A 24,553-nucleotide genomic window follows, 5' to 3' on the forward strand; every position below is an offset into this window, starting at 1 on the left:
GCCGGGGCCCGCGCTTCTCCCCTTGCCACATGCCACCGATCAGGACGATGACGCCGGTCAGTAAAGGAGCGGATCCCTCATTGCCGCTCCTGAAGCGGACGAGATGACCCCTCGGGGACGGCGGCCTACGGAAGTGGAGCTGCGCAGCCTGTCAGTCGCCCCTTGCGAGGAACTCCGCGCCCGCTGCGTGTTGGTGACGCGACCGACGGAACGGTTACCAGTGCGCAGCGGGCCACGCGGACGATCTCACCGAGGCCTGGACGATGGGCGACCGAGCCGAGGCATTCACCCTCCCGCCTGCCTGCTCGACCCTGGTCTTCTCCAGCACACTCCAGAAAACCCGGTGCACGCTGAACATGTGTGGCTCGCGGCGCTGCGCGGAAGGGCTACGGCCCGCGGGTAGCGGCCCCACTGACATCGGCACCCACGTGTTTTCGGCAAGCGGGTCGACGCTGACACAGTGAGGTCATCCCCACTGCTCACAGAAGGTGCCGGACCCGCAAGGGGTTCGCCGGTGCGGGCACTTGTGCGTCTCGCTCAGCTTCGTCGTTCAGCGGGCGCCAGCACTGAAGCCCCCCTTACGCGGGGAGCTGGACAACCGGCCGTGTGCGCGGGCGGAAGAGGGCTCCACCCCCGCGTGGGCGAGGAAACTCCGCCGGCCCCCGCGCTCACCCCCGCACGGCCCGGGCCGTCTCCGCCGTGTGCCGTCCCCGGCCCGACGTCAGGTGCCACAGGCCCGCTGCTCGGTAGTAGATGCCGTTCACCAGTTGCAGGAGGATCAGCGTGGCGGGCCAGAGGAGGCCGGTGAGGGCCGGGACGGTGTCGAGGGGGAGGGTGTAGGACAGGGCGATGCGGGCCGCGGCGTCGGCGAGGAGGGCCAGGCCCCAGATCACGGTGGAGACGCGCCAGATGCGGCGGAAGGCCGGTTCGGTCTGCCACAGGGTCTCCCACGGGGTGCCGTCGGAGCGGAAGCGGCCCTCCAGCAGGGGGCGGGCGCCCAGGTAGGCCAGGGGGCGGCGCGCGGCGGTCGAGCCGAGGAAGAACAGGCCGGCCACGGCCGTCACCCAGCCGTCCCTGGCCAGCATGAACCGGGTGCCGCCGCTGATCAGCGAGACCAGCATGCCCGCCAGCATCACCCCGGCCATGAACGCCGCCATCCCCTCCAGCCGGCGGTCGCGCAGCCAGTACAGCCCGGCGGCCACCACGGGCAGCACGGCGCCGGCCAGCAGCGCGGCGAACGTGCTCGCGCCCAGGTCGCGCAGCACGTAGAAGAGGGCGACGGGTGCGGCCACGTCGACGAGCAGCTGGAGCAGGAGGCGACGGCCGCCGGGGCGCGGGGCGGGGGCGGGGGCGGTCACGGTTCCCGCCTGGTGACGGCCCGGGCGAGGGTGGTCAGTTCGCGGACGCACTCGGCCAGGGTGAGGCGTGGCGGGCGTGCCATACGGACGATCGCCGCGTCGATGGCGGACTTCAGGGTGAGGGCCATCAGGCCGGTGTCGAAGGGGCGGAACTCCCCGTTCTCCTGGCCGGCGCGCAGGATCGGCTCCAGCGCGTCGACGTTGGCCCGTTCCGTGACCTCCGTTCCGTGACGCAACGTGCCGTCCGCGTCGCGTTCGTTCCGGCAGATCTCCGTCATCGCGCGTACGGCGGACGGGTGTCGGGCCGCCCACTCCAGTTGGGCCTCGATCCGGGCCGTGAGCGCGTCCAGCGCCGTCGTCCGGCCCTCGGCGCGCCGGGTGATGGCCCGGTGTGCGCGGAGTCCGACCTCTTCGAGCACGGCGTCCATCAACTCCCCCTTCGTGCCGAAGTGGTAGGAGATGAGCCGGGTGCTGGAGATGCCTGCCCGCTCCTTGATCCGGGTGAACGACGTCTGTGCGTAGCCGCTCTCGGCCAGGGTCTCGATGGCCGCTTCCACGATCTGTGCCCGTCGTGCACTGGCGGCGAGCGAGCGTGCGGACGCCGCCGGGGACGCCCCGTCCGCCGCCGCGCCGCCCGCCGCGTCCTCCGCCGCGCCGCCCGTGCCGCCGCTCGTCTTCCGGCTCGTCGCGCCGCTCGTCGTACTGTTCACCTCGCCGGCTTCATTCGTTACTCGCATAGGTAATTCATTCCTCGGCTGAGTAACGCGCAAACCCGCGAGGGGCCGCCCGACGCCGCTCCGGCCGCAATCGACCGGTGCGCGCGCCGCGATCCGGGGTCGGCCGCACCGTGGGCCTGCGGCGGTCCATGCGCCGTGGCCGTGGGACTCGCGGGCGGGTCCACGCGCCGCGGCCATGGAGCTCGCGGGCGCCGGGACCGTTCAGTCCGCCCGCTCGGACACCCGTCGCAGGATCGCGGCGAGGCGCTCCAGGTCCTCGGCCTCGCAGTCGGCGAACGGGGTCCGGGTGAGCGTCAGTTCGACGACGCGTCGGCGGACCTGACGGCCCTGTTCGGTCAGTACGGCCACACGGACGCGCCGGTCGGCGGGGTCCGTGCCGCGCTCCACCAGGCCGCGGCCGATCAGCTGGTTGACGACGAAGTTGAGGTTGGGCGCGTTGCAGAACAGCCGCGCCGCCAGCGTCTTCATGGACGGCGGCGGCCCGTCCGGGTCGATCGCCCACAGCGCCTGAGCCGTCGCGTGGGTGAGCCCCAGTTCCTCCAGCGGGCGGGCGAGGCGGTCGGCGGTGCGCATGAACAGCTCGTGGTTGGCGCGCACCACCGCTTCCAGCGGCTGGTCGTTCATGGCGGAAGGCTAGCACTGTGCTTCGAGGGTCGAAGCTGTTACGGTCCTGCCGTAGTTCGAGAGTCGAAGTAAGTAGACAGTCGACGTCGGTGCTCCGGCACGTCCGCGCGGCGGCCCGACGCACGGAAAGGAACACACATGGGCGTCTGGTCCGGCATCACCGCTCTGGTCACGGGAGCCTCGAAAGGCATCGGAGAGGCGTACGCACGCGAACTGGCCCGGCGCGGGGCCCACTTGGTGCTCGTGGCACGCTCCGGCGAGGCGCTGGAGCGGATCGCCGAAGAGATCCGCGCGGAGCACGGCGTCGAGGTCGACACCCTGGCGCTCGACCTCTCCGCCGACGACGGGGTGCCCCGGCTGGTCGCCGAGCTGGACCGGCGGGGGCACGCCGTCGACCTGCTGATCAACAACGCGGGAGCGGGCGCCGTCGGACCGTTCCTGGACTCCGCGGTGGAGCGGCACGTCGCCTCGGTCGAGCTGAACGTCGTCGCGCTGATGCGGCTGTCCCATGTGCTCGGTGGCCGCATGGCCGCGCGGGGCAGCGGCGGCATCGTCAACATCGCGTCCACGGCGGCGTTCCAGCCCATGCCGTACCAGGCGACCTATGCCGCCTCGAAGGCGTTCGTGCTGTCGTTCACCGAGGCGTTCGCCGCAGAGCTGCGCGGGAGCGGGGTGCGGGTCATGGCGGCCCACCCCGGGGCCACCGCCACCGGGTTCTTCGACGACACCACCGTCACGATGAACCCCGCACTCGCCGACCCGCCCGCACGCGTCGCCGCGCGGACCCTCGACGCCTACGCCAAGGGCGCCGTCAACGCCTACCCCGGCCGCCCGCTCATGCGGGTCACCACCTGGACCGCCCGGTTCCTGCCCCGCAGCGCGGTCACACGGCTGGCGGGACGGCTGAACAAGGCACTGGGGCACCACCGCGCACGCCACCTCGACGCCCCCTCGGCCTCCGCGCGGGCCTGACCACGCTCCCTCGCCCCCGGCTTCCGGGCGCCCCGGGCCTCCCGGCCCGGACCCGACCGGCTGGCCGGGCCCGCCCCCTGGCGGCCTGGCCAGGGGGCGGGCGCGGTCGTCCGGCCGTGGTGGATGACGGGACGTTCCCCACCGTGGATGACGGGACGTTCCCCATCATGTGAGCAAGCGATGACGGCGCGGCCGACCGGCCGACGGGGCTGGTTCGCTGAGGGCATGAACACCGACAACACCTCCCATCCGCCGCATTCCGCCCCTCGGCGCCGCCGCCGGGCGACCGTCCCCCTCCTGCTGGCGGCAGCCGGTCTGGCCGCCGCGGCCCTCGCCGGCTGCGGCACCGGTGACGCGGGGGCCGCGAAGTCCGGGGCGCACACCGCCGCGAAGGGGCCGCAGGACACCGGCAAGAAGGTGCTGTGGCTCGGGGACTCCATAGCCGCCGCCGAGGCACCGCCGCTGGCGGCGGCGCTCAAGGCCGGCGGCGTGCGGTTCCAGGACGCGTCCTCCGACGGCGGCGGCACGGTCGTCGAGGGCGACCGGATGGCCAAGAAGATCGCGGCCAACACGCACAAGCGGCTGGCCGAGCAGATCCGGGACTTCCACCCCGATGTGATCGCCTACCAGATCACCACCTACGACTGGGGCAGCCCCCGGCAGCAGCAGGCGGCGTACGAGAAGCTCGCCCGGACCGCACGGGACGCCGGCGCCGATCTCGTCCTCGTCACGGCGCCCCCGTTCACCATCGACGACTTCTACCGACAGCACGAGGACGCGATCGAGAGCGCGCCCCGGGCCGCCGCGCGGGCCGCCGCGAAGGGCGGCGACCACGTCCGGCTCCTCGACGCCTCCGCGCTGTGGGGCACCGACGCGTCCGCGGCGAAGGCACAGCGCTCCAAGGACGGCATCCACTCGTGCCAGCAGGGCTCCGCCGCCTTCGCCCAGTGGTTCACCAAGCGGCTCGGCAGCGCGTACGGGTTCACCCCGGCTCCGCCCGAGAAGTGGGCCGACGGCTCGTGGACCGGGAACGAGCGGTACGCGAAGCTCGGCTGCGAGTGAAGCGCGCGAGGACCGCCGTGCCTGTCTCCCCCGCCACCGCTCCCGCCCCCGTCTCCCGTGACCGCCGCCGGGCCCGGGGCCGCGCCCGGCGCCGCTCCCCCACGGCGGCGGCCCGTGCCCATCTCGCGCCGCTCGACGGGCTGCGCGGGTTCGCCGTCCTGGCCGTGCTGCTCTTCCACGCCGGGCATCTGGGCGGCGGATTCCTGGGTGTCGACCTGTTCTTCGTGCTGTCCGGGTTCCTGATCACCGGCCTGCTGCTGCGGGAGGTGGCGGACACGGGCCGCATCGCACCGGTGGCCTTCTGGGCCCGCCGGGCACGCCGGCTGCTGCCGGCGCTGGCCGTCGTGGGCACCGTGACCCTCGTACTGACCTGGGCGTCCGGCAGGCCGTCGATGCTGCGGTTCGCCCGCGAGGACGCCCCGTGGGCCGCCGCGCAGGCCGTCAACTGGCACTACATCACCGAGCAGATCGGCTACTGGAACGCCTCCGGCACCCGGGTCCTCACCCACCTGTGGAGCATCGCGGTCGAGTGGCAGTTCTATCTCGTGTGGCCGCTGGTCGTCGCCGTCGTCGGGCGCGGGCGCCGCGGGCACGCCCGTGTCGCCGTGCTCGCCGCCGCGGGTGCGCTCGGCTCGCTGTTCCTCATGCTCGACCTCGGCCAGGCCGTGGACACCACCCGGGCCTACGAGGGGACCGACACCCGGGCGTTCGCCCTGCTGCTCGGCGCGCTCGCCGCCACCGCGCCGGTGCGGTCGCTGGCCGCCCGGGTGCCCGGGCCGCTGTCCGGTGCGGTGTGCGCGGCGCTGGCCGGGGGGCTCGGCATCGCCTGGGTGCGCACCGACGGGGAGCACGCGCCGGGGCTCTTCCAGGGCGGACTCTTCGTGCACGCGGCGGCCTGCGCGGTGCTGATCTCCCTGCTCGCCGCCGCACCGGAAGGCCGCGCCGGCACCCTCCTCGGCAGCGCCCTGCCCCGCCGGCTCGGCGAACTGTCGTACAGCCTCTACCTGTGGCACTGGCCCGTCCTTCTGCTGCTGCCGGAGGTGCCGGGCCTCGGCGGGTGGGGCCGTACGGCGCTCGTGGTGGCGGTGTCGCTCGCCGCCGCACAGGCGACGAAGCTCCTGGTGGAGGACCCGGTGCGGTACCGGACGCCCTGGACGACCGGCCGCCGGGGGCTGATCGCCCTCGCCGCCGCGGTCGCCGTGACCGTCGGGGTGTGGGCGGCCCTGCCGCAGCCGCCGATGGGGGCCGGGACGGTGGACGTCGGAGAACTGGCCGCGGGGTAGGGGCGGTTGGCACGGTCCGAGCGGTGGGTGGGGTCGGCCGGGGGCGATGCCTCGGCTGGAGGGGGTCGGGCCGTTCCGGAAGCGGCAGCCAAACCATGGGGAGCCCGACCGTCCAGCGGGGCGGGTTCGTCCGGCAGGCGTGGGCCAGCAGGGCAGGTTCGCCCGGCGGAAGTGGGCCGGTGGGGCAGGCTCGGGTGGTGCGGGAAGATCACGCAAGGCGAGGCAGGAGCGGAAAGCACGCAAGGCGCTGAGGGGGCGGACGGCGCGCAAGGCGAGGCCGGTGCGGACGGCACAGAAGACGAGGCGGCGCGGACGGTGCGGACGGTGCGGACGGTGCGGAAGGCGTCGGAGTGAGGAAGTCGGAGCGAGGAAGGGGTGGCGTCGGGATGGGTGGTGTGCGGGGGCGTGTCCCGGGGCTGGGCCGGGTGGTTGCCGGGCTGCTCGTGGCGGTGGGGCTGGTGGGGCTCACGGGCTGCGGGATCGCCGACACCGGTCCGGCGGCGGCCGGTGAGCCGGCCCGGGGCGCCCGGGCAGCGGGCGGACCGCCGCCGCTGCGGCTGTACTACCTCACCCGGAACGGCATCTGGCCCGTGGCCAGGACGGCGCCGCCGCACGCCGGGGCACAGACGGCGATGGACGAGCTGCTGGCGGGTCCCAGCCGCGCCGAGCGGGCGCGCGGCCTGGTCAGCAGGCTGCCGAGGGGCCGGGTGCGGGCCGAGGCGACGGCCGGCGCCGTCGATCTGCATCTGCCGTGGCTCGTGGCGGAGCTGCCGAGGGTGGCGGTGAGCCAGCTGGTGTGCACGGCGGCCAACGCACCGGGCGTGCCCGGCGGGAAGGACCCGCTGGATGTGGTCGTACGGATCCACGAGTCGGGGATCCCCGGAGCCCCGTGGCCCGTCCGCTGTGACGAGACGGGGACCGCCGCGCCTCTCGGGGCCCCGGAGCGGACCGCGGGCAGCGGCCCCAGGGGCCACGGCGACCGGAGGGACGGCGGGTCGGCGGGCCGGATCGGGCAGGGTGAGCAGGGCACAGAGGACCAGGAGCAGGAGGAGAAGGCCGCGCCATGACACGCGTTCTGCTGATCGAGGACGACCCGGCCGTACGCCACGGGGTCACGCTGGGGCTGCGCCGCCGCGGCCACGAGACCGAAGCGGTCAGCACGGGCGAGGACGGGCTGGAGGCGCTCGCGTCCTTCGCCCCGGAGATCGTCCTGCTCGATCTGATGCTGCCCGGTATGAGCGGCCTGGAGGTGTGCCGGCGGGTGCGGGAGGTCAGCCAGGTGCCGATCGTGATCCTCTCCGCGCGCGGTGACGACATGGACGTCGTCGTGGGGCTGGAGGCCGGGGCGGACGACTACGTCGTCAAACCGGCGAGCGGCGAGCTGATCGAGGCCCGGATGCGCGCGGTGCTGCGCCGGGTCGCGCCGTCCCAGTCCGCCACCGGTGCGGTGGAGGCGTGCACCGTCGCCGGTGATCTGCGCATCGACCGGCAGGGGCTGCGGGTCTCCAAGCACGGCGCCGAACTCTCCCTCGCGCCGTCCGAGTTGAAGCTGCTGCTGTTCCTGTCCGCGTCGCCGGGGCAGACCTTCAGCCGGCAGCAGCTCCTGGAGTACGTGTGGGAGCACAGCTACTACGGTGACGCCCGGCTCGTGGACGCGTGCGTCATGCGGCTGCGCGCCAGGATCGAGGACGACCAGCGCAAGCCGCGCTACATCCAGACCGTGCGCGGCTTCGGCTACCGCTTCGGCCCGCTGTGAGCGGCCGGCTCCTCCGGGGGGACGCGCGACGCCGGTTCCTGGCCGGGGGCCTGCGACGGCGGCTTCCCCTGCGGGGGCTGCGCCGCCGGCTCTTCTCCCGGGGCCTGCGCACCCGGCTGGTCGTCGTGTTCCTCCTGGTGTCCGCGCTCAGCGCACTCGCCGCCGCCGCGCTCACCTTCCGGCAGGCACGCAGCGCCATCCTGGACCGCGCGCAGGACAGCGCCGTACGCGATCTGCGTGGCCAACTCGCCTCGCTCGCACCGGATCTGCCCGCCCGGCCGGACCGGCGCGAACTGCGGTCCCTCGTGCTCCAGCTGGACCGGTCCGGCGGCTCGCGCGCCTGGCACACCTCCGCCTCCTACCGCGACGGGCCCCTGGTCCCGGCCACGGGCCGTCCCGTCCCGCTGCCCGCCGGGTTCCGCAAGGCGGGCGCCACGGCCCGCACCGCGGTCGTGCAGCGCTTCCACCGGGGCGACGACCCGTGGCTGGCCCTCGCACTCCCCGTCATGACAGCGGACGAGCCGTCCCGCCGCTCCGGGCTCGTCGTCTACGCCTCGTTCTCGCTCGCCTCCGAGGAACAGGACGTGTCCTCGCTCGTCGACGCGGCGCGCACCGGTGCGCTGCCGGTCGTCCTGCTCTCCGCCGTCCCCGCGCTCTTCGCGGCACGCAGCGTGCTGCGCCCGGTGCGGCGGCTGCGCTCGGCCTCCGAGAAGATGGCCGCAGGCGCCCTGGACACCCGTATCGACGTGTCCGGCAACGACGAACTCGCCGACCTCGGGCGCACGTTCAACGGCATGGCCGCCACCCTCCAGGCCGACGCCGACACCCGGCGCGCCATGGAGGCCAGGGCCCGCCGCTTCGCCGCGGACGTGTCGCACGAGCTGCGCACCCCCCTCGCCGCCATGACCGCCGTGACCGGGGTGCTGGACGAGGAGGCCGCCGCCGGCCGGCTGGAGCCGGAGACCGCCGAGGCGCTCGGCCTCGTCGCCGACGAGACGCGGCGGCTGACCCGCATGGTCGACGACCTCATGGAGATCTCCCGGTTCGACGCGGGCGCCGCCGTCCTGCACCGGGACGAGGTCGACGTCGGCGAACTCGTCCGTAAGACGCTCGCGTTGCGCCACTGGCAAGACCGCGTCGGAACCGACGTCCCCGAGGGGCTGCGCGCGAGCCTCGACCCGCGCCGCATCGACGTCGTGCTCGCCAACCTCGTCGGCAACGCGCTGCGGCACGGCGGGCCCTCCGTTCCCGTGCACATCCGGGCCCGCGGCGAGGGCGGCCGGCTCGTCCTCACCGTCACCGACGGCGGGCCCGGCATCCCCCCGGACGTGCTGCCGCACGTCTTCGACCGCTTCACCAAGGGCGACGCGGCCCGCGCCCGCAGCGAGGGCAGCGGTCTGGGCCTGGCCATCGCCGCCGAGAACGCGCGCCTCCACGACGGCACCCTCACCGCGGCCGAAGCGCCGGGCGGCGGCGCACAGTTCACCCTGGACCTCCCTCTGCACCGCACCCCGGAGTCCCCGTGACCGTCACCGGACGCGCCGCCCTGCCCGCACGGCTCGCGCCGCTGCTGCTGCTCGCGCTGCCCCTGGCGCCGCTGACCGGGTGCGGCATCGACGACAGCGGGCCCGCACCGGCCGGCTCCCCGGCGAGCGGACTGACGCGTCCCGACAGCCGTGACGTGGCCGCGATCCATGTGTACTTCTACTCCGCCACCGGCCTCGAACGCGTCTCGCGCTCGGACGCGCGCGCGGGCGACGCACAGCAGGCACGGGCCGCCATGGAGCTGCTCACCGAGGGCCCCACCGGTGCCGAACGCGCCCGCGGCCTGGTGAGCTTCCTCCCGCACCGCACCCGCGCCCCGCACGTCACCTCCCCTGCCCACGGCCCGGTCGAGGTGACCGTGCCGTCCGACGGCGACCTGGGCCGCGCGGCCCTGCGCCAACTGGTGTGCACGGCCGCCGACGCCGCCGGAGCCATGCGTTCCGTGCGCACCGGGGACGTCACGGTGCGGGTGCGCGGGGAGGCGGGCGGCGTCCTGGCCACGGAGAGGTGCAGACGGTAGCCCGGGCGACGGCTGCACGGGGCCCAGCACCCACGGGCCAGCGGGCCTCGGAGTCCGCCGGGCCACCGGGCCGCCGAGCCGCCGGGCCGCCGGGCTGGCCATGCAACGGAGTTCACCGGCCGCCGGGCCGCGGGTCCGTCCAGCCGGTGTCGTCCACCGTCACGCCGGGGTCGCCGGCCAGCGCCGCCGGGGTCAGTCCGGTGAACGCCACCGTCTCGTGGTGGAGAGGGGACTGGTCGACGTAGCCGCACTCCGCCGCGACAGCGGCCGCGCTCGCGCCCGCGACCAGCCGGTGCGCCGCGTACCGGAAGCGGACCAGCATCGCGGCGCGCTTGGGTGTCAGGCCGATCTGCGACCGGAACCCCGACCACAGCCGGCCCCGGCTCCACCCGACCTCGGCCGCCAGTTCGCCGATCCGGATCCGGCCCCGGGCGGCGACGATCCGGTGCCACGCCCGGGCCACCTCCGGATCGGCCGAAGGGCCCGTTCCGCTCCGGTCGCTCAGCACGGCGTCCGTCAGCGCGAACCGCTCCCGCCACGACGGTGCGGCCCACAGCTGTTCCCGGAGCCGCGCGAGGTCCCGGCCCCACAGAGCGTCGAGGGGGACGACGCCGCCGGCCAGCTCGGCCGGGCGGATGCCCAGCACCCGGAAGGCGGTCGGCGGCGGCAGATGCACCTCGACGCAGGTGACGCCCTCGCCCCGCAGCCGGGCCCCACCGGGAGGGACGAGCCCGGCGGCGAGGCTTCCGCGGTGCTGCCGGCCGGACCCGTCGACGACGGAGAACGGTCCGTCGCCGAACTCCACGACCAGCGTGACGGCCGGCCGTGGGACGAGCCCCACCGCGACCGGGCCCGTGCCGAGATCCCGGAACCCGGCCAGTCCGGCACCGGCGCACCGGCCGGGCCGCGCCGCCCTCGCGACGTCCCACCTGGCCACCGCCCCGCCCTCGCGCGCAAGGGATCGCATCGGCCCATTCTAGGAAGAGGGCCGGCCGCGACATTTCTCCAAGACGCGCGAACGGGCCCACGGCGAGCCTGTGTTCATGAGTTCTCCGAGCAGCCGCATCGTCGAAAGGGCCTTCACGGCGTTCGCCGGCCACGATCGCGAGCAGATCGCCGCGGTCCTCACCGAGGACGCCGAATGGCTCTCGTATCCGGACAATCCGAGCGTCGCCGTGCTCGGAGGCACCCACCACATGGTCGGCAGGGAAGCCGTCGTGGCCTTCTTCGCCGAGGACTTCCCCCGCCTGTACACACGGGACGTCGGCGTGACCGTCCACGCGATCCACGCCGACGGCGACCGGGTCGTCACCGAACTGACCATGACCGCGACCTTCGCCGACGGCCGCCCCTACACCAACGACTTCTGCTTCGTCTTCGAACTCCGCGACGGCCTGATCCACCGGGCCCGCGAATACGTGGACACGGCCCGGGGGTTGCGGATGGTCGAGGGCGTCGTCCCGGCGGAGGGCACGCCGGGGGCCGCGCCGGGGGCGGGGGCCGGCGGGGCCGGCTGACCTCGGGGGACGGCACGGGGCCGGCCGGGAGCTCGGCGGGACCCGCCGCCGGCCCGGGCGAGGGTTTCGGTCGGGCCGGCGGCAGAGGTCACGGCCGGGTTCGGGGGCGGACCTGCATGGTGAACTTGCCCGCGGGGCGGGGCATGGCCGAGAGGGCCTCGCGGGGGGCGTAGCCGGGGGCCGGGGTCAGTTCCCAGCGGGGGAGGAGGGTCGCGAGGGTGATCATCGCTTCCGTCCAGGAGAAGTCGTTGCCGATGCACTTGCGGGTGCCGGCGCCGAACGGGACGTTCTTCCTGGGGTCGTGTCCCCGCTCGGGGTTGAACTCCTCGGCGTCGTCGCCGAACAGCCGCCGGTCGCGGTGCAGGGCGTAGAGGCTGAAGGCGATCTCGGTGTCGGCGGGTATCTCCACGCCGCGCAGCTGGATCGGTTCCAGGGTGCGGCGCATCAGGAGCGTCACGCCGTGCAGGCGCAGTGTCTCCTCCAGGACGCTGCGCAGGTAGGGCAGTTGGAGCGTGTCCTGGTAGGTGACCGGCCGCGGTTCGCCCAGCACGGAGTGGAGTTCGGCCAGGACCTTCTCCTGGACCTCCGGATGGGTGGCCATCTCGTGCAGGGCCCAGGCCATGGTGGTGCCGGTGGTCTCGGTGCCGGCGAACAGGATCGTGGCGAGTTCGTCGCGGACCTCGGCGTCGGTGAGGCCGTCCCCGGTCTCGCTGTCGCGCGCGGCGAGCAGGGTGGACACCAGGTCGCCGCCGTCTTCGAGGCCGGTGCGCGGTGTGGCCTCGATCAGCTCCTCGATGTGTGCGCGGATGCGGCGGGACGCGGCGAGGAAGCGGCGGTTGGGGGAGATGGGGAGCCGGTCGGCCCACGGGGGCATCACGGCCCGGACGAGCATGGTGTCGAGGACGACGCCCACCGATTCCCGTACGGTCTGCACCGCGCGCGGGTCGGGGTCCCGGGCGAACATGGTGGCGACGAGCGTGTTGATGGCGTATTCGCTCATCTCCTTGCCGACGTCCAGCCGTTGGCCCTCACGCAGGGACGAGGTGAACCGCTCGGCCTGCTGGGTCATGGTCTCCGCGTAGCGGGCCAGGTGCTTCTCGCTGAACTGCGGCTGGATGATCCGCCGGTGGCGGCGGTGGGTCTCCCGGTCGGCGGTGGCCAGGCCGTCGCCGACCAGCGGCAGCATGTTGTCGAACAGCCGCCCCTTGGTGACCTGCCGGCCGGACCAGGTGAGCACCTCGCGGCCCACGTCGACGCTGGTCACGACGAGCACCTGGAGACCGCCGAAGCCGATCCGTACGAGGTCGCCCGTCTCGGCCAGGGACAGCAGGAACGCGAGCGGGTCGCGTGCCATCGGCACCGCATGTCCCAGCAGCGGCCACCGGCCCGGCGCGCTCGGCACCTCCTGCATCCAACCCACAGCACTCCTCCTTGCCATCCGCCGCACGTCTCGCACGGTCTTTCGCATACGGCCGATCATGATCACACCACGGGTGGACGCTCGCGGTGAATGGGCTGTCACGAAGAGGCAGGGGCATCGGCCCAGCTCAGCACCGGGTGGATCCGCACAGCCACCCTCAGTGACCTTCTGGAGGCGCGCCGCGGCTGCCGGTCCCGCTCCCCCGGCGCCCGGCGCGGGGCGCGGCGCACCGGGCGGCGCACCGGCGGCACACCGGCTCAGGGCACGGCGGGGGCGGTGGAGGTGGTCACCGAGGGGAGCGGGCCGGCGGTCTGCGGGCGGGGGCGGGGTGCCGACTCGAAGACGGCGGGCATCCGGACCACCTTGTTGATCATCAGCGAGGCGCGGCGCGGCAGTTCGTCCGGCCGCAGGGTCAGCCGCAGCCCGGGAAGGTGCGTCTGGAGGGCGTCGATCGCGGTCTCGGCGATGCCCATGCCGATGGTGGAGCCCGGGCACTCGTGCGGGCCGACGCTGAACGCCAGATGCGAGCGGTTGCCCCGCACCGGGCACTGGAGTTCCCGTGCCGCCGGGTCGAAGTTCCCCGCCGCGAGGCCCAGCAGCATCATGTCGCCGGCCCGGAGCCGCTGGCCCGCCAGTTCGGTGTCCCCGGTCACCCAGCGGCCGATGTTGATCATCATGGGCGGCTTGTTCCACAGCACCTCGTGCATGGCCTCCGGCAGGGTCAGATGCCCGCCGGACAGCCTGCCGCGCAGGGCGGGGTGGCCGAAGAACTCCGCGATCGAGTCGCAGATGAGCTGCGCCGTCGGCTCGTTGGAGGCGCTCATCAGCAGCCGCAGCTGTTCGCGTACCTCGACCTCCGTCAGCCCGTGGTCGAACATCACGGAGGGCAGGTCGCCACCGCGCCGGTACTTCTTGCGCTGCACCAGCTCGTCGAGGGCCCGGGTGACGAACTCGCCGGACTTGGCCGCGGTGGCCGAGCCGGAGATCATGTCGCGTGCCGCGTGGACGAGCGGCTCGTTGTAGTCGCCCTCCATACCGAACAGGGTGGTGACGGTCTTCAGCGGGATGATGTTCGCGTACTGCTCGACGAGGTCGACCTCGCCGTCCGCCACGAAGGCGTCGATGGCGTCCTTCGCGTGGCGTTCGACGATGCGCCGGATGCCGCGTGCCTCGAAGCGGGCGAGGCTCTCCGTGATGGCCCTGCGCAGCCGCGCGTGCTCCTCGCCGTCGGCGAAGACGACCAGCGGCTGCCAGTACGTCAGCGGGAACAGCGGGTGCTCGGGGGTCACCAGCCCGTCCCGCATCGCCGTCCAGTGGCGGGAGTCCCGGGAGAAGACGGACGGCGTGCCGGCGACCTTCTGATTCTCCCGGTGCCCCAGCACCAGCCACGCGGGCAGATCCCCGGGCATGAGCACGGGCGCGACCGCTCCGTGCTCCTTGCGCAGCTCGTCGAAGATCTGCATGGGGTCCGACTCCCACTCGGGCCCGTGGAGGCGGCGGAGACCACCCGGCCCGAAGGCATCGGTCTGGCCCCGGGGGTGGGACGACGGCGTGGCCATGTGAATCTCTCCCCTGACAACTGCTCGCGCGGCCCGGACCAACGGCTGCGGCCCCGCGGCCCGGATGATCACTACGGCCGCAGCCTATCCGGCGTCCCGCCGGGCGAACTCAGCCACCTGTGCGGGCCGTTACCTGTGCGAATCGGCACCGGACCCGGAGGGGGGAGCCGCGGCGCGGCCGGCCGCGGCCCCCTGTCTCCGGTACTGCCTCCGGTGCTGCCCCGGCCCGCCGGGGTTACGAACCGGCCGTCAGGAGGGCCGTGCGGAGTGCCTTCTTGTCGGTCTTGCCGACGGCGGTTCGCGGGAGGGAACCCGTGACCGAGTAGGAGGCGGGCGTGTACAGCTCGCCCAGCGCGTCGACGATGTCCCGGGTCAGCCGCGGCAGATCCGGCTCCTCGGCCGGGTCCCGGGGGACGAGGACGACGTGCACCGTCTCCCTGTCGTCGGCGCCGGGCAGGCCGATGGCGGCGGCCTCCTTGATGCCGGGCTGTTCGGTGAGGAAGTCGTCGAGCAGCCGGGAGTAGACGTTGTCGGCGGTGCGGCCCGTCACGATGATGTCGCGGGCCCGGTCGACCAGGTACAGATAGCCGTCCTCGTCACGGCGGGCGATGTCCCCGCTGCGGAACCAGCCCTCGTCGTCGAGCACTTCGGCGGTGCGGGCCGGGTCCTTCCAGTAGCCCTCCATGACCGTGTGGCTGCGCACGTACAGCTCGCCGGGCCGGCCCTCGGGCACCGGCTTGCCCTCCTCGTCCCGCAGTTCGACCTCGACCCCGGGTGCCGGGCGGCCGCAACTGGCCAGCAGCCCGGGCCGGTCCAGGTCGTGTTCCTCGGGGAGGAGCTGGGTGACCAGCCCGTTCTCCGAAGCGCCGTAGATCTGGTGCAGCACCGGGCCGAAGCAGGCGAGGGCCTGCCGGAGCCGGGCCGGGGAGGCGGCGGCGCCCGCGTAGGTGATCCTCGACAGCGCGGGGAAGCGGCCGGGGAGGCAGTCGGGGTGGTCGAGGAGTTCGTACAGCATGGGTGTCACGAGGACGGCGCCGGTGATGCGTTCGCGCTCCAGCGCACGGACGGCCGCGTCCGCGTCGAACGTGCGCAGCAGCACGACCGTCTGACCGGTCAGGAAGCCGACCAGGAAGGCGCTGTGGCCGCTGCTGTGGGTCACCAGCGTGCACACCAGCATCGCGGCGCCGTCCGGGTCCTCGGCATCTTCCGCGAACGTGGCGGCGGCCTCGGCGTACAGGCCGTAGTAGCCGCTGCGGTGGACGACCAGCTTCGGTACCCCGGTGGTGCCGCCGGTGTAGAGCAGCGTCGCGAGATGGCGGCCGTCGGCGGCCCCGCCCTCCGGGAGGAGCGCGGTGCCGGACGCCGCCGTCAGGAAGTCGGGCGCGAGGGCGGACGGGCCGATGCCGTGGAGGCGGGGCACGTCCATCCGGTCGGTGATCCACCGGACGCGGTCCTCGAAGACCGGGTCGAACAGCAGCATGGCGACATCGGCGCGCCGCAGCAGCGCCTCCAGCTCGCTGTTGCCGGGCTCGGGCGGCACGAACACCAGCCGGCAGCCCGCGAAGTGGACGGCCAGTTGCAGCAGCACCGCCTCCGGGGAGTTCTCCACGAAGAGCGCCACGCCGTCGCCTTCCGCCACTCCGCTCTCCCGCAGGGCGGCGGCACAGCGCAGAACCGTGTCCACGGCCTCGGTACCGCTGATTCTCCGCTCCCCCATGACGAGCACGTCACGCTCGCCTCTCGCCGAGAGCTCTCGCAGAACCGGGACGGTGTAGTTCTCGCTGTCGGTGACGTCGTTCATGTTCCTTCTTCGCGCTTGCCTGTTCGTGCTTGAGCATGCCTGCGGGGGATACGGACCCATCGGCTCCTCATCCCCCGTCAGTAACCTTGCCAGGGGCAACGATCATTCCCCGGCGGGGGGCATGCTCACAGCCCGCGCGGGGTGACGCGGTCGATGCCGGCGCGGCGGAAGACCTCCGGGGCGACCTCGGTGACGCGCCGGACGAGGGCGTCGGCGTCCCAGCCGGCGGGCCGGCCCTTCCACAGGCGCAGCCGGCCGTCGACGACCACGGCGGTGAGCTGGTCCTTGCCCGCCAGGCGGACGAGTTCCCAGTCCAGGTCGAAGGTGGGGGTGAGTTCGGGGACGTCGAGGTCGACCAGGAGGTAGTCGGCGGCCTTCCCCTCGGCGATCTCCCCGGTGCGGGCGCCGAGACCGACGGCGTCGGCGCCGCCCGCGGTGGCCGCTGACACCCACAGCCGTCCCGTGCCGCACGAGGAGTCGCCCGTCGCCAGCCCCGAGGTCAGCCGCTGCGCGGACTCCGCGGCGTCCAGCAGCCGGAAGCCGTCCCCGCGGGTGCTGTCGGTGCCCAGGCCGAAGCGGATCCGCCAGGCGGCCATCATCGTGGCCTGCGCGACGGCGTTGCCCTTCCAGGCGCTGGCCACGGGGTTGTAGCTGACGGCGGCGCCGGTGTCGGCCAGCATCCGCATCTCGTCCGGGGTCAGCAGGGTGGTGTGCGCGGCGAGCGTGTGCGGGCCGAGCGCGCCGACGTGGTGCAGATGGGCGAGGGGTCGCCGGTCGACGCTCTTGAGGGAGCGTTCCACGGACGCCAGATGCTCGTTGAGGTGGATCTGGAAGGGCGCCTTCGCCTCGGCGCACAGGTCGGCGGTCCTCTTCAGCACCCGGTCCGTGGCGTCCTCCGGGACGGGGACCGCCAGGGAGGGGTGCACCAGCCGGTGCCCGTCCCACCTGTGCAGATGCTCCGGGCCGCCCTTGCCGTCGGACACCACCTTGGAGAGCACACAGCGGATGCCCGCCTCCTGGGTGGCCCGGGCCAGTACGGAGGAGTCCACCGGGGCGCGGCTCCCGGCGTCCGCGAGCGTCGTGAAGCCGCCGCGCAGCGCCTGGAGGACCGTCAGTTTCGCCGACAGATAGGCGCTCTCCTCGTCCAGGGCGTGTTCCAGCGGCTCCCAGATCGTCTTGAAGATCTCCGAGGGCTGCCCGAAGGTGCGGGCCTTGCCGAAGCTCTGCACGAGGTGGGTGTGCGCGTCGACGAAGCCCGGCATCAGCAGATGCCGCTCCAGGCGTACCGGGTGCAGCCCCGGGTGGGCGCGCGTCAACTGCCGGGCGGGGCCGACGGTGTGGAAGCGGCCGTCCTCGACGAGGACCGCGTGCTCGCGCACCGGCCCCTTGGGCAGCAGCACCACCTCGGGCACCAGGAGCTGCCGCTTGCCCTCGAAGTGCCGTGGCTGCGGCCCGCCTTCACGGCCGCCGGACGGCCCTTCGCCCCGGCCGTCGCCCCGGCCGGCGGCCCACGCGTCCGGGCCCGCGGCTCCCCAGGCCAGCGCGCCACCCGCCGCGGGGATGCCCACGCCGGCGAGGAAGCCCCGCCGGCCGAAGCGGGGGCCGGGGCCCTGCCCGTGGCCGGCGTCGGGCCCGACGCCGGGGCCGCTGCCGTCTTGGCCGCCGCCGCTGCCCGGGCCGGTTCCGTCGTCCGTGCGGTCGTCGGTGCGGTCGTCGGTGCCGCTGCTGCCGGGGCCATGGCCGCCGCTGCCGCCCTGGCCGCCGCCGGGGCCGTGGCCGCTGCCTGATGGCGCGGCGCCGTCCGTGTCCGCGGCACCATCTTGGGTGTCCGCCGCGGGGCCCGGAGCGGCGCCCGGCCGGCCGAAGTCCTGCCGACCGGCGTCCGGTCCGCCGTCGTCCGGCCGGGGTGTGTCCCCGGTGGCGTCCCGCCGGGTGCGTCCGCGCTCCTCGGCGCCGGCTGCTGCCTCGTCTGGTGCGCTCGTCATCTCGCCTCGCCCGTCTCCTCCGCCCGGCAACAGATCGGGTCGGCGCGCTCCGTGTGCGCCGGTGCGGCGGTGGGCCGCCCGGCGGCGCGCCGGTGGCACCCGTACGAGGTCAGCCGCGCGGGGCGGGACGACGGTAGAGCACCCCGGGAAAGCGGAACAAGAGTTCCGTCATACGGGATTCAACGAGGCGGAGGGAGGGTGGCGGAGCACGCCCGGGGCCGCACGGAGCGGCTGGTGGAGGCGGTCCGTAGCGCGCCCCGGGGTGGCGTAACCTCCCGGAAACCTGCCCGCGCGCCGGGTGGTGACCGGCCGTCGGCCCGGCGGGCGCGGCGTGCGGGCGCGTCGCGCGGCGGGCTGACGGCACACCGATCCGGTTTCCGGGGGCCGGGTCGCGGCTACCCCTGTCGCTGGACCGGGACGGCCGTGCGCGTGGGTGGAGGCAGTGATGGTGCTGCGATGGCTGACGACGACCGATCACAAGGTGATCGGGAACCTGTACCTCGTGACGGCCTTCTGCTTCTTCCTGGGCGCCGGGCTGATGGCACTGATGATGCGTGCCGAACTGGCGCAGCCGGGGATGCAGCTGATCTCCCAGGAGCAGTACAACCAGCTGTTCACCGTGCACGGCACCATCATGATGCTGCTGTTCGCCACCCCGCTGTTCGCCGGATTCGCCAACGCCGTCATGCCGCTCCAGATCGGCGCGCCCGATGTGGCCTTCCCCCGGCTGAACGCCTTCACCTACTGGGTGTACCTGCTGGGCGGGCTGATGGTCGTCAGCGGATTCCTCACCCCGGGCGGCGCCGCCGACTTCGGCTGGTTCGCCTACGCGCCGCTGAACGGGCCCGTCTTCTCCCCGGGCATCGGCGGCGACCTGTGGACGATGGGGCTGGTCGTGGCCGGGCTGAGCACCATCCTCGGCTCGGTCAACTTCATCGCGACCATCCTCTGTCTGCGTGCGCCGGGCATGACGATGTTCCGGATGCCGCTGTTCACCTGGAACGTGCTGTTCACCTCCATCCTGGCGCTGCTGGCCTTCCCCGTGCTCTCGGCCGCGCTCCTCGCGCTGGAGGCGGACCGCAAGTTCGGCGCCCACGTCTACGACCCGGCCAACGGCGGCGCCGTGCTGTGGCAGCACCTGTTCTGGTTCTTCGGGCACCCGGAGGTCTACATCGTGGCGCTGCCGTTCTTCGGCGTCGTCAGCGAGATCCTGCCGGTCTTCAGCCGGAAGCCGCTGTTCGGCTACATCGGGCTGGTCGGCGCCACCGCGGTGATCACCGTGCTGTCCGCCGTGGTGTGGGCGCACCACATGTTCGCCACCGGGGCCGTCCTGCTGCCGTTCTTCTCGCTGATGTCGTTCCTGATCGCGGTGCCGACCGGGGTGAAGTTCTTCAACTGGATCGGCACCATGTGGAAGGGCTCCCTCAGCTTCGAGACGCCGATGCTGTGGGCGATCGGCTTCCTCGTCACCTTTCTGCTCGGCGGGCTCAGCGGGGTGCTGATCGCCTCGCCGCCGCTCGACTTCCACGTCACCGACAGCTACTTCATCGTCGCCCACCTGCACTACGTGCTGTTCGGCACCGTCGTGTTCGCCATGTTCGGCGGCTTCTACTTCTGGTGGCCGAAGCTGACCGGCCGGCTGCTGAACGAACGGCTGGGCAAGGCGCACTTCTGGCTCACGCTGATCGGCTTCCAGGTGACGTTCCTGGTGCAGCACTGGCTCGGCGCCGAGGGCATGCCCCGCCGCTACGCCGACTACCTGCCCGCCGACGGGTTCACCGCCCTCAACAGCATCTCCTCCCTCGGGGCGCTGCTGCTGGGCGTCTCGACGCTGGTGTTCCTCTACAACGTGTGGTGGACGACGACGCACGCGTCCAAGGTCGGCGTCGAGGATCCGTGGGGCTTCGGCCGCTCCCTGGAGTGGGCGACCTCCTGCCCGCCGCCCCGGCACAACTTCCTGGCCCTGCCGCGCATCCGCTCCGACTCCCCCGCGTTCTGGATCAACCACCCCGAGGCCGACGAGGAACGGCCGGTGCCCCTGCCGTCCGGGCCGCGCGACACGCCTGGCACCGCGGACACCGGGGAAACGGCGGGCACCGCGGGCACCGGGGACGGAGCGGGCACGGCAGGCGCGGCGGACGCGGCGGAGCGGAGGTCGTCATGAGGGCGGAAGCGGTCGTGTTCGGCGGGGTCGCCGCGTTCTTCGCCGCCGTCACCGTGCCCTACGCGGTCTACGGGGAGGACCCGGCCGGCACCTCGGCGCTGCTCATCGCGTTCCTCATGGCCTCGCTGGTGTCGTTCTTCCTGACGGTGCAGTACCGGCGCGGCGGCCGGCGGCCCGAGGACCGCCGGGACGGTCAGGTGCGCGAGCGCGGCGGCCGGTTGGGCTTCTTCCCGGCCTCCAGCGCCTTTCCCGCGCTGACGGCGCTCGGCGTGGCGGTGACCGCCTCCGGCGTCGTCATCGGGCTGTGGCTGTTCCTCATCGGGGTGGGCGTCACCGGCGCCGGGGTGTCCGGCTTCGCCTTCCAGTACGCGGGGGACGAGGAGTGACGGCGCCCGCCCCCTCCCCCGTGCCCTGCTCGGCCGCCGCTCCCGGCCCCCCGGCGCCCTGCCCGTCCTCGGCGCCCTCGGGTCCCGGCCGCCGCTGGTGGCCGATCGCGGTCTGCCACTCCCGCGGCGGCGAGTGACGGTAGTACCAGCGGCTGAGCGCCACCCGGAGCCGCTCGCGGCGCCCGTACGGGCCCTCCGGGCCGGGCACCAGCGGGCGGGGGAAGCGCTGGGCCGCGAGGGTCCAGCGCTCCTCCGGGGGCAGCGGGCGGTGTCCGGGCGTCATGGTGCCCTCGACGGACTGGCGGACCTGCCCGGTCTCCCGGCCCTCGGCCAGGTGGAGCGCGTCCCGCTTCTGGAGCGCCAGGCACAGGTGCTTCGTCAGCAGGAAGGCGGCCGGGGGGCCGAGCACCAGCAGCCCGCGGAAGGCCCAGGTGAGCCCGTTGAGGGAGACGTCGAAGGTGTGGGCCAGCACGTCGTTGCCGCCGGCGGCCAGCAGCACCCCGTAGAAGGTGAGGCCGGCGACGCCCAGTCCGGTGCGCACCGGCCGGTTCCGCGGCCGGTCGCACAGGTGGGCCGTCTCGAACCGGTCGTCCGCGCCCGTCACCCACCGCTCGAAGAACGGGTAGGCGTACAGCAGCCCGACCAGCAGCGCGGGCAGGATCACCGCCGGCACCAGGACGTTCCACATGAGGGTGTGGCCCCACAGCGTCGTCTCGAAGGGCGGCATCAGCCGCAGGGAGCCCTCCAGGAAGCCCACGTACCAGTCCGGCTGGGAGGCGGTGGAGACCTGCTCGGGTGTGTAGGGGCCGTAGTTCCACACCGGGTTGACCTGGGCGACGGCGCCGAGCACGCCCAGCAGCCCGGCCACCATGAAGAACAGCCCCGTGGAGCGGGCGGCGAACTGCGGGACCATCGCGTGCCCCACCACGTTCCGGTTGCTGCGTCCCGGCCCGCGCCACTGGGTGTGCTGGAGGACGACGACGAGGATCAGATGCACGGCGACGAGGGCCAGCAGCAGGCCCGGCAGCAGCAGGATGTGCACCGGGTAGAGCCGCTCGATGATCTCGTGGCCCGGGTACTCGCCGCCGAAGACGAACATCGCCACGTAGGTACCGATGACGGGCAGGGAGAGCATGATGCCCTGCGCGATGCGCAGCCCCGTCCCGGACAGCAGATCGTCGGGGAGCGAGTAGCCGGTGAAGCCCTCCACCAGGGCGAGCAGGAACAGCGTCAGGCCGATCAGCCAGTTGATGTCGCGGGGCTTGCGGAACGCGCCGGTGAAGAAGATCCGCAGCATGTGCACACCGATCGCGGTGAGGAACACCAGCGCCGCCCAGTGGTGGACCTGCCGCACCAGCAGCCCGCCGCGCACCTCGAAACTGATCTCCAGCGTGGAGGCGTACGCCGTCGACATCGGCTGTCCGCGCAGCGGCTCGTAGGGGCCGCTGTAGCGCAGCTGTTCCATGTCCGGGTCGAAGAACAGCGTCAGATAGACGCCGGTCAGCAGCAGCACGACGAAGCTGTAGAGGGCCAACTCGCCCAGCAGGAACGACCAGTGCGAGGGGAACGCCTTGCGCAGCAGGGCCCGGCCGCCCGCCGCCGCCGGCAGTCTGTCGTCCAGCGCGCCGAACCCCCGCTCGGCCGCCCGGCCCAGCGCCTGCCTTCTGATGTCCCTGCGTTTCCGCGGCCCTGCACGCCTCATGCGGTCGCCCTCCTCGAAGACCGCAGTCCTCAGTCCCCGTCGCGCCGCGGGGCAAACCGCCCCGTGCGCGGGGATGGTCCGAACGCGCCAGGGGGCTGGGCCGACCGGCAGCACACCCGGCGACACACGAGGGTGCGCACGAGGGCGCGCACACGACGGCGCCCCGGCCGGGCGGGCCGGGGCGCGGGTGCCGGACGGGCGCGGGCTAGTTGCCCAGGCGGCGCCGGTAGGCGCGCATCGTCAGCGGGAAGAAGACGACGAGGAAGCCCGCCATCCAGGCCAGGGCGCCGGGCAGGGACGACAGATCGCCCTTGCCGAGCAGGAGTTCGCGGTTGACGTCCGTCATCAGCGTCACCGGGTTGAGGTTCACCCACGCCTGGAGCCAGCCGGGCATGGTCTCGGCCGGGGCGAAGATGTTGCTGCCGAAGCTGAGCGGCATCACGGCGCACACCAGGATGCCGGGCACGGCCGCCGGGGTGGGGATCATGATGCCCGCGAAGATCGACATCCAGCACAGGCACAGCCCGAAGACGATCATCAGGGCGACGGCCAGCAGCACCTCGAACGGGTTCGTCTGGATGCGGAAGCCGATGAGGGTGCTCACACCGAGGACGATCGCGATGGACAGCACATAGCGCACGACATCGCCGATGACCATGCCGGCCAGCGGTGCCGAGCGGGCGATGGGCAGGCTGCGCAGCCGGTCGAAGAAGCCCTTCTGGATGTCGGTGCACAGCGCCACGCCGGTGCCGATCGTCAGGAACAGCGGGCAGAACACCAGCAGTCCCGGCACCAGGTCCTGGAGGTAGCCGTTGCGGTCCCCGTCGGCGATGGCGCCGCTGAACAGGAACGTGAACATGAACAGCATCAGCAGCGGCTGGAAGGTCACGTCGACGAGGGTGTCGGGGTTCTTCTTCAGCTTGATGGTGTTGCGCGAGGCCAGGCTGAACGCCTGTCCGACGGCCTCCAGCGGGCCGATGCGGCGCCGCTGCGTGCCCTGTGCGAGCGGCTGCTGCGGCGGTGCCGGCTGAGGCGGGGTCTGCATCGCGGGCATCGTCATGCCGGCCGTCCCCCCAACGTCTCCTCCAGGGGGGCGCGGCGGCCCCCGGGGCTGGTGATGGCGAGGAACGTCTCGTCCATCGTGGGCAGGCGCAGCCCCAGTTCGTCGAAGGCGACGCCCGCCTCGGCGAGGTGCTGCACGAGGGCCGACATCACCATCGGGTCGAGGAGCGGCACGGTCAGCCGGCCGCTGTCCTCGTCGCGGGCGGGTATGTGGCCGGTGAGGCCCAGCAGGATCTGCGCCACCGTGTCGACGTGCTCGCGCCGGGTGGGCCGCACCTGGAGGGTCTGCCCGCCGGCGCGGCGCTTCAGCTCGTCGGGCCTGCCCTCGGCGACGACGGTGCCGTGGTTGAAGACGGTGATGCGGTCCGCGAGCTGGTCGGCCTCCTCCAGGTACTGGGTGGTCAGCAGCACCGTGACGCCCTGCGCGACCAGGCCGCGCACCGTGTCCCACACCTCGTTGCGGCTGTGCGGGTCCAGGCCGGTGGTCGGCTCGTCCAGGTAGAGCACCGAGGGCCGGCCGACGAGGCTGGCGGCGAGGTCGGCGCGGCGGCGCATACCGCCCGAGTACGTCTTGACGGGCCGTTCCATGGCGTCGGTCAGGCCGAAGTTGCCCAGCAGTTCCTTCGCGCGGGCCCGGGCCCGGCCCGACGACAGCTTCATCAGGCGGCCGATGAGCGCCAGGTTCTCCAGCGCGCTCAGCTCCTCGTCGAGCGCCGCGTACTGGCCGGTGAGGCCGATGGAGCGGCGGACCGTCACCGGGTCCTTCAGCAGGTCGTGGCCGCCCACCCGGGCGCGGCCCGCGTCGGGGGTGAGCAGCGTCGCCAGGATGCGGACCGCGGTGGTCTTTCCGGCTCCGTTCGGTCCGAGAACCCCGTGCACGGTGCCGGCGGGAACGGCCAGGTGGACGTCGCGCAGCGCCGTCGTGTCCTTGAACCGTTTCACCAGCCCCTCGGCCTCGATCGCTAGCGGCATGAGGGTCCCTTTCGGTGCTGTGAGTGGGCGGTCGGGATCGTGTCAAGGGGCCCCGTGGCGGAACAAGGAACTTCAGCCTGGGACGAATGACGCAGTTCGCGTCCCGGGCGGCGGACGGCCGCCCCGGG

21 protein-coding genes are annotated in these 24,553 nt (G+C 73.5%); 10 read left to right on the forward strand and 11 right to left on the reverse strand.

What is annotated here, in order from left to right; all coding sequences use genetic code 11:
• Positions 1 to 668: 668 nt before the first annotated feature.
• From SCA03_RS17425 to SCA03_RS17435, 3 genes are all read right to left on the reverse strand, one after another.
• The gene (locus tag SCA03_RS17425) at positions 669 to 1,358 is read right to left on the reverse strand and encodes a VC0807 family protein (protein ID WP_141275483.1); all 690 of its coding nucleotides are present in this window, start codon (positions 1,356 to 1,358) and stop codon (positions 669 to 671) included.
• Positions 1,355 to 2,068: a TetR/AcrR family transcriptional regulator gene (locus SCA03_RS17430; protein ID WP_230988778.1), complete on the reverse strand. Its 714-nt coding sequence runs from the start codon at positions 2,066 to 2,068 to the stop codon at positions 1,355 to 1,357. The genes SCA03_RS17425 and SCA03_RS17430 overlap by 4 nt, the downstream gene beginning before the upstream one ends.
• Positions 2,069 to 2,296: 228 nt before the next feature.
• Positions 2,297 to 2,719: a MarR family winged helix-turn-helix transcriptional regulator gene (locus SCA03_RS17435; protein ID WP_030893401.1), complete on the reverse strand. Its 423-nt coding sequence runs from the start codon at positions 2,717 to 2,719 to the stop codon at positions 2,297 to 2,299.
• Between the two features lie 138 nt (positions 2,720 to 2,857).
• Between SCA03_RS17435 and SCA03_RS17440 the strand changes: the two genes are divergently transcribed.
• The 7 genes from SCA03_RS17440 to SCA03_RS17470 all read left to right on the forward strand — a co-directional run bounded on the left by SCA03_RS17440 (position 2,858) and on the right by SCA03_RS17470 (position 9,857).
• A complete protein-coding gene (locus tag SCA03_RS17440; RefSeq protein ID WP_086814391.1) occupies positions 2,858 to 3,691 on the forward strand; it encodes an SDR family NAD(P)-dependent oxidoreductase in 834 nt (277 codons plus the stop codon).
• Between the two features lie 225 nt (positions 3,692 to 3,916).
• On the forward strand, positions 3,917 to 4,753 hold the full coding sequence (locus tag SCA03_RS17445; RefSeq protein ID WP_086814396.1) for an SGNH hydrolase domain-containing protein: 837 nt from the start codon (positions 3,917 to 3,919) through the stop codon (positions 4,751 to 4,753).
• Positions 4,754 to 4,770: 17 nt separating this feature from the next.
• Positions 4,771 to 6,036 (forward strand): acyltransferase family protein, encoded by a 1,266-nt coding sequence (locus SCA03_RS17450; RefSeq protein ID WP_086814397.1) that lies wholly within the window; start codon positions 4,771 to 4,773, stop codon positions 6,034 to 6,036.
• Positions 6,037 to 6,431: 395 nt separating this feature from the next.
• Positions 6,432 to 7,103, forward strand: a complete 672-nt coding sequence (locus SCA03_RS17455; protein WP_174864500.1) for a GerMN domain-containing protein — start codon at positions 6,432 to 6,434, stop codon at positions 7,101 to 7,103.
• Positions 7,100 to 7,792, forward strand: a complete 693-nt coding sequence (locus SCA03_RS17460; RefSeq protein WP_086814393.1) for a response regulator — start codon at positions 7,100 to 7,102, stop codon at positions 7,790 to 7,792. The genes SCA03_RS17455 and SCA03_RS17460 overlap by 4 nt, the downstream gene beginning before the upstream one ends.
• 77 nt (positions 7,793 to 7,869) lie before the next feature.
• Positions 7,870 to 9,318 (forward strand): ATP-binding protein, encoded by a 1,449-nt coding sequence (locus SCA03_RS17465; RefSeq protein WP_030893411.1) that lies wholly within the window; start codon positions 7,870 to 7,872, stop codon positions 9,316 to 9,318.
• A complete protein-coding gene (locus tag SCA03_RS17470) occupies positions 9,315 to 9,857 on the forward strand; it encodes a GerMN domain-containing protein (protein WP_086814394.1) in 543 nt (180 codons plus the stop codon). The genes SCA03_RS17465 and SCA03_RS17470 overlap by 4 nt, the downstream gene beginning before the upstream one ends.
• Positions 9,858 to 9,969: 112 nt before the next feature.
• On the opposite strand, the gene SCA03_RS17475 is transcribed toward SCA03_RS17470, so the two are convergent.
• Complete coding sequence (locus SCA03_RS17475; RefSeq protein ID WP_086814395.1) at positions 9,970 to 10,824, reverse strand: helix-turn-helix domain-containing protein; 855 nt, start codon at positions 10,822 to 10,824, stop codon at positions 9,970 to 9,972.
• Positions 10,825 to 10,900: 76 nt separating this feature from the next.
• On the opposite strand from SCA03_RS17475, the gene SCA03_RS17480 reads away from it, so the two are divergent.
• Positions 10,901 to 11,374, forward strand: coding sequence for a nuclear transport factor 2 family protein (locus tag SCA03_RS17480; protein ID WP_141275485.1), 474 nt, complete (start codon positions 10,901 to 10,903; stop codon positions 11,372 to 11,374).
• A gap of 88 nt (positions 11,375 to 11,462) precedes the next feature.
• Here the strand turns inward: SCA03_RS17480 and SCA03_RS17485 are convergent, their stop codons facing one another.
• The 4 genes from SCA03_RS17485 to SCA03_RS17500 form a co-directional block, all read right to left on the reverse strand.
• On the reverse strand, positions 11,463 to 12,785 hold the full coding sequence (locus SCA03_RS17485; RefSeq protein ID WP_078875174.1) for a cytochrome P450: 1,323 nt from the start codon (positions 12,783 to 12,785) through the stop codon (positions 11,463 to 11,465).
• A gap of 266 nt (positions 12,786 to 13,051) precedes the next feature.
• Positions 13,052 to 14,257, reverse strand: coding sequence for a cytochrome P450 family protein (locus SCA03_RS17490; protein ID WP_141275486.1), 1,206 nt, complete (start codon positions 14,255 to 14,257; stop codon positions 13,052 to 13,054).
• 331 nt (positions 14,258 to 14,588) lie between these two features.
• Positions 14,589 to 16,154, reverse strand: a complete 1,566-nt coding sequence (locus SCA03_RS17495; RefSeq protein WP_086814961.1) for an AMP-binding protein — start codon at positions 16,152 to 16,154, stop codon at positions 14,589 to 14,591.
• A gap of 125 nt (positions 16,155 to 16,279) precedes the next feature.
• Entirely contained in the window at positions 16,280 to 18,139 is a 1,860-nt protein-coding gene (locus SCA03_RS17500) for an amidohydrolase family protein (RefSeq protein WP_086814962.1), read from the reverse strand.
• 445 nt (positions 18,140 to 18,584) lie between these two features.
• On the opposite strand from SCA03_RS17500, the gene ctaD reads away from it, so the two are divergent.
• Positions 18,585 to 20,303: an aa3-type cytochrome oxidase subunit I gene (gene ctaD, locus SCA03_RS17505; protein ID WP_086814963.1), complete on the forward strand. Its 1,719-nt coding sequence runs from the start codon at positions 18,585 to 18,587 to the stop codon at positions 20,301 to 20,303.
• The gene (gene ctaF / locus SCA03_RS17510) at positions 20,300 to 20,689 is read left to right on the forward strand and encodes an aa3-type cytochrome oxidase subunit IV (RefSeq protein WP_030890141.1); all 390 of its coding nucleotides are present in this window, start codon (positions 20,300 to 20,302) and stop codon (positions 20,687 to 20,689) included. Before ctaD ends, ctaF begins: the two co-directional genes overlap by 4 nt.
• Here the strand turns inward: ctaF and qcrB are convergent.
• From qcrB to SCA03_RS17525, 3 genes are all read right to left on the reverse strand, one after another.
• Positions 20,634 to 22,391, reverse strand: coding sequence for a cytochrome bc1 complex cytochrome b subunit (qcrB, locus tag SCA03_RS17515; RefSeq protein WP_141275487.1), 1,758 nt, complete (start codon positions 22,389 to 22,391; stop codon positions 20,634 to 20,636). The genes ctaF and qcrB overlap by 56 nt on opposite strands.
• A 205-nt stretch (positions 22,392 to 22,596) precedes the next feature.
• A complete protein-coding gene (locus tag SCA03_RS17520; RefSeq protein WP_051846800.1) occupies positions 22,597 to 23,436 on the reverse strand; it encodes an ABC transporter permease in 840 nt (279 codons plus the stop codon).
• 11 nt (positions 23,437 to 23,447) lie between these two features.
• The gene (locus SCA03_RS17525) at positions 23,448 to 24,425 is read right to left on the reverse strand and encodes a daunorubicin resistance protein DrrA family ABC transporter ATP-binding protein (RefSeq protein WP_030890133.1); all 978 of its coding nucleotides are present in this window, start codon (positions 24,423 to 24,425) and stop codon (positions 23,448 to 23,450) included.
• Between the last annotated feature and the right edge of the window lie 128 nt (positions 24,426 to 24,553).

The organism is Streptomyces cacaoi, from assembly GCF_006539165.1.
Classification (GTDB): domain Bacteria; phylum Actinomycetota; class Actinomycetes; order Streptomycetales; family Streptomycetaceae; genus Streptomyces; species Streptomyces cacaoi.

Excerpts from the sequence above, each read along its gene's own strand:
- SCA03_RS17490 (WP_141275486.1), bottom strand. The coding sequence starts at position 14,257 with ATGCAGATCTTCGACGAGCTGCGCAAGGAGCACGGAGCGGTCGCGCCC.
- ctaF (WP_030890141.1), top strand. The coding sequence starts at position 20,300 with ATGAGGGCGGAAGCGGTCGTGTTCGGCGGGGTCGCCGCGTTCTTCGCC.
- SCA03_RS17485 (WP_078875174.1), bottom strand. The coding sequence starts at position 12,785 with ATGCAGGAGGTGCCGAGCGCGCCGGGCCGGTGGCCGCTGCTGGGACAT.
- SCA03_RS17480 (WP_141275485.1), top strand. The coding sequence starts at position 10,901 with ATGAGTTCTCCGAGCAGCCGCATCGTCGAAAGGGCCTTCACGGCGTTC.
- SCA03_RS17520 (WP_051846800.1), bottom strand. The coding sequence starts at position 23,436 with ATGCAGACCCCGCCTCAGCCGGCACCGCCGCAGCAGCCGCTCGCACAG.
- ctaD (WP_086814963.1), top strand. The coding sequence starts at position 18,585 with ATGGTGCTGCGATGGCTGACGACGACCGATCACAAGGTGATCGGGAAC.
- SCA03_RS17475 (WP_086814395.1), bottom strand. The coding sequence starts at position 10,824 with ATGCGATCCCTTGCGCGCGAGGGCGGGGCGGTGGCCAGGTGGGACGTC.
- SCA03_RS17435 (WP_030893401.1), bottom strand. The coding sequence starts at position 2,719 with ATGAACGACCAGCCGCTGGAAGCGGTGGTGCGCGCCAACCACGAGCTG.
- SCA03_RS17440 (WP_086814391.1), top strand. The coding sequence starts at position 2,858 with ATGGGCGTCTGGTCCGGCATCACCGCTCTGGTCACGGGAGCCTCGAAA.
- SCA03_RS17460 (WP_086814393.1), top strand. The coding sequence starts at position 7,100 with ATGACACGCGTTCTGCTGATCGAGGACGACCCGGCCGTACGCCACGGG.
- SCA03_RS17525 (WP_030890133.1), bottom strand. The coding sequence starts at position 24,425 with ATGCCGCTAGCGATCGAGGCCGAGGGGCTGGTGAAACGGTTCAAGGAC.
- SCA03_RS17445 (WP_086814396.1), top strand. The coding sequence starts at position 3,917 with ATGAACACCGACAACACCTCCCATCCGCCGCATTCCGCCCCTCGGCGC.
- SCA03_RS17500 (WP_086814962.1), bottom strand. The coding sequence starts at position 18,139 with ATGACGAGCGCACCAGACGAGGCAGCAGCCGGCGCCGAGGAGCGCGGA.
- SCA03_RS17495 (WP_086814961.1), bottom strand. The coding sequence starts at position 16,154 with ATGAACGACGTCACCGACAGCGAGAACTACACCGTCCCGGTTCTGCGA.
- qcrB (WP_141275487.1), bottom strand. The coding sequence starts at position 22,391 with ATGAGGCGTGCAGGGCCGCGGAAACGCAGGGACATCAGAAGGCAGGCG.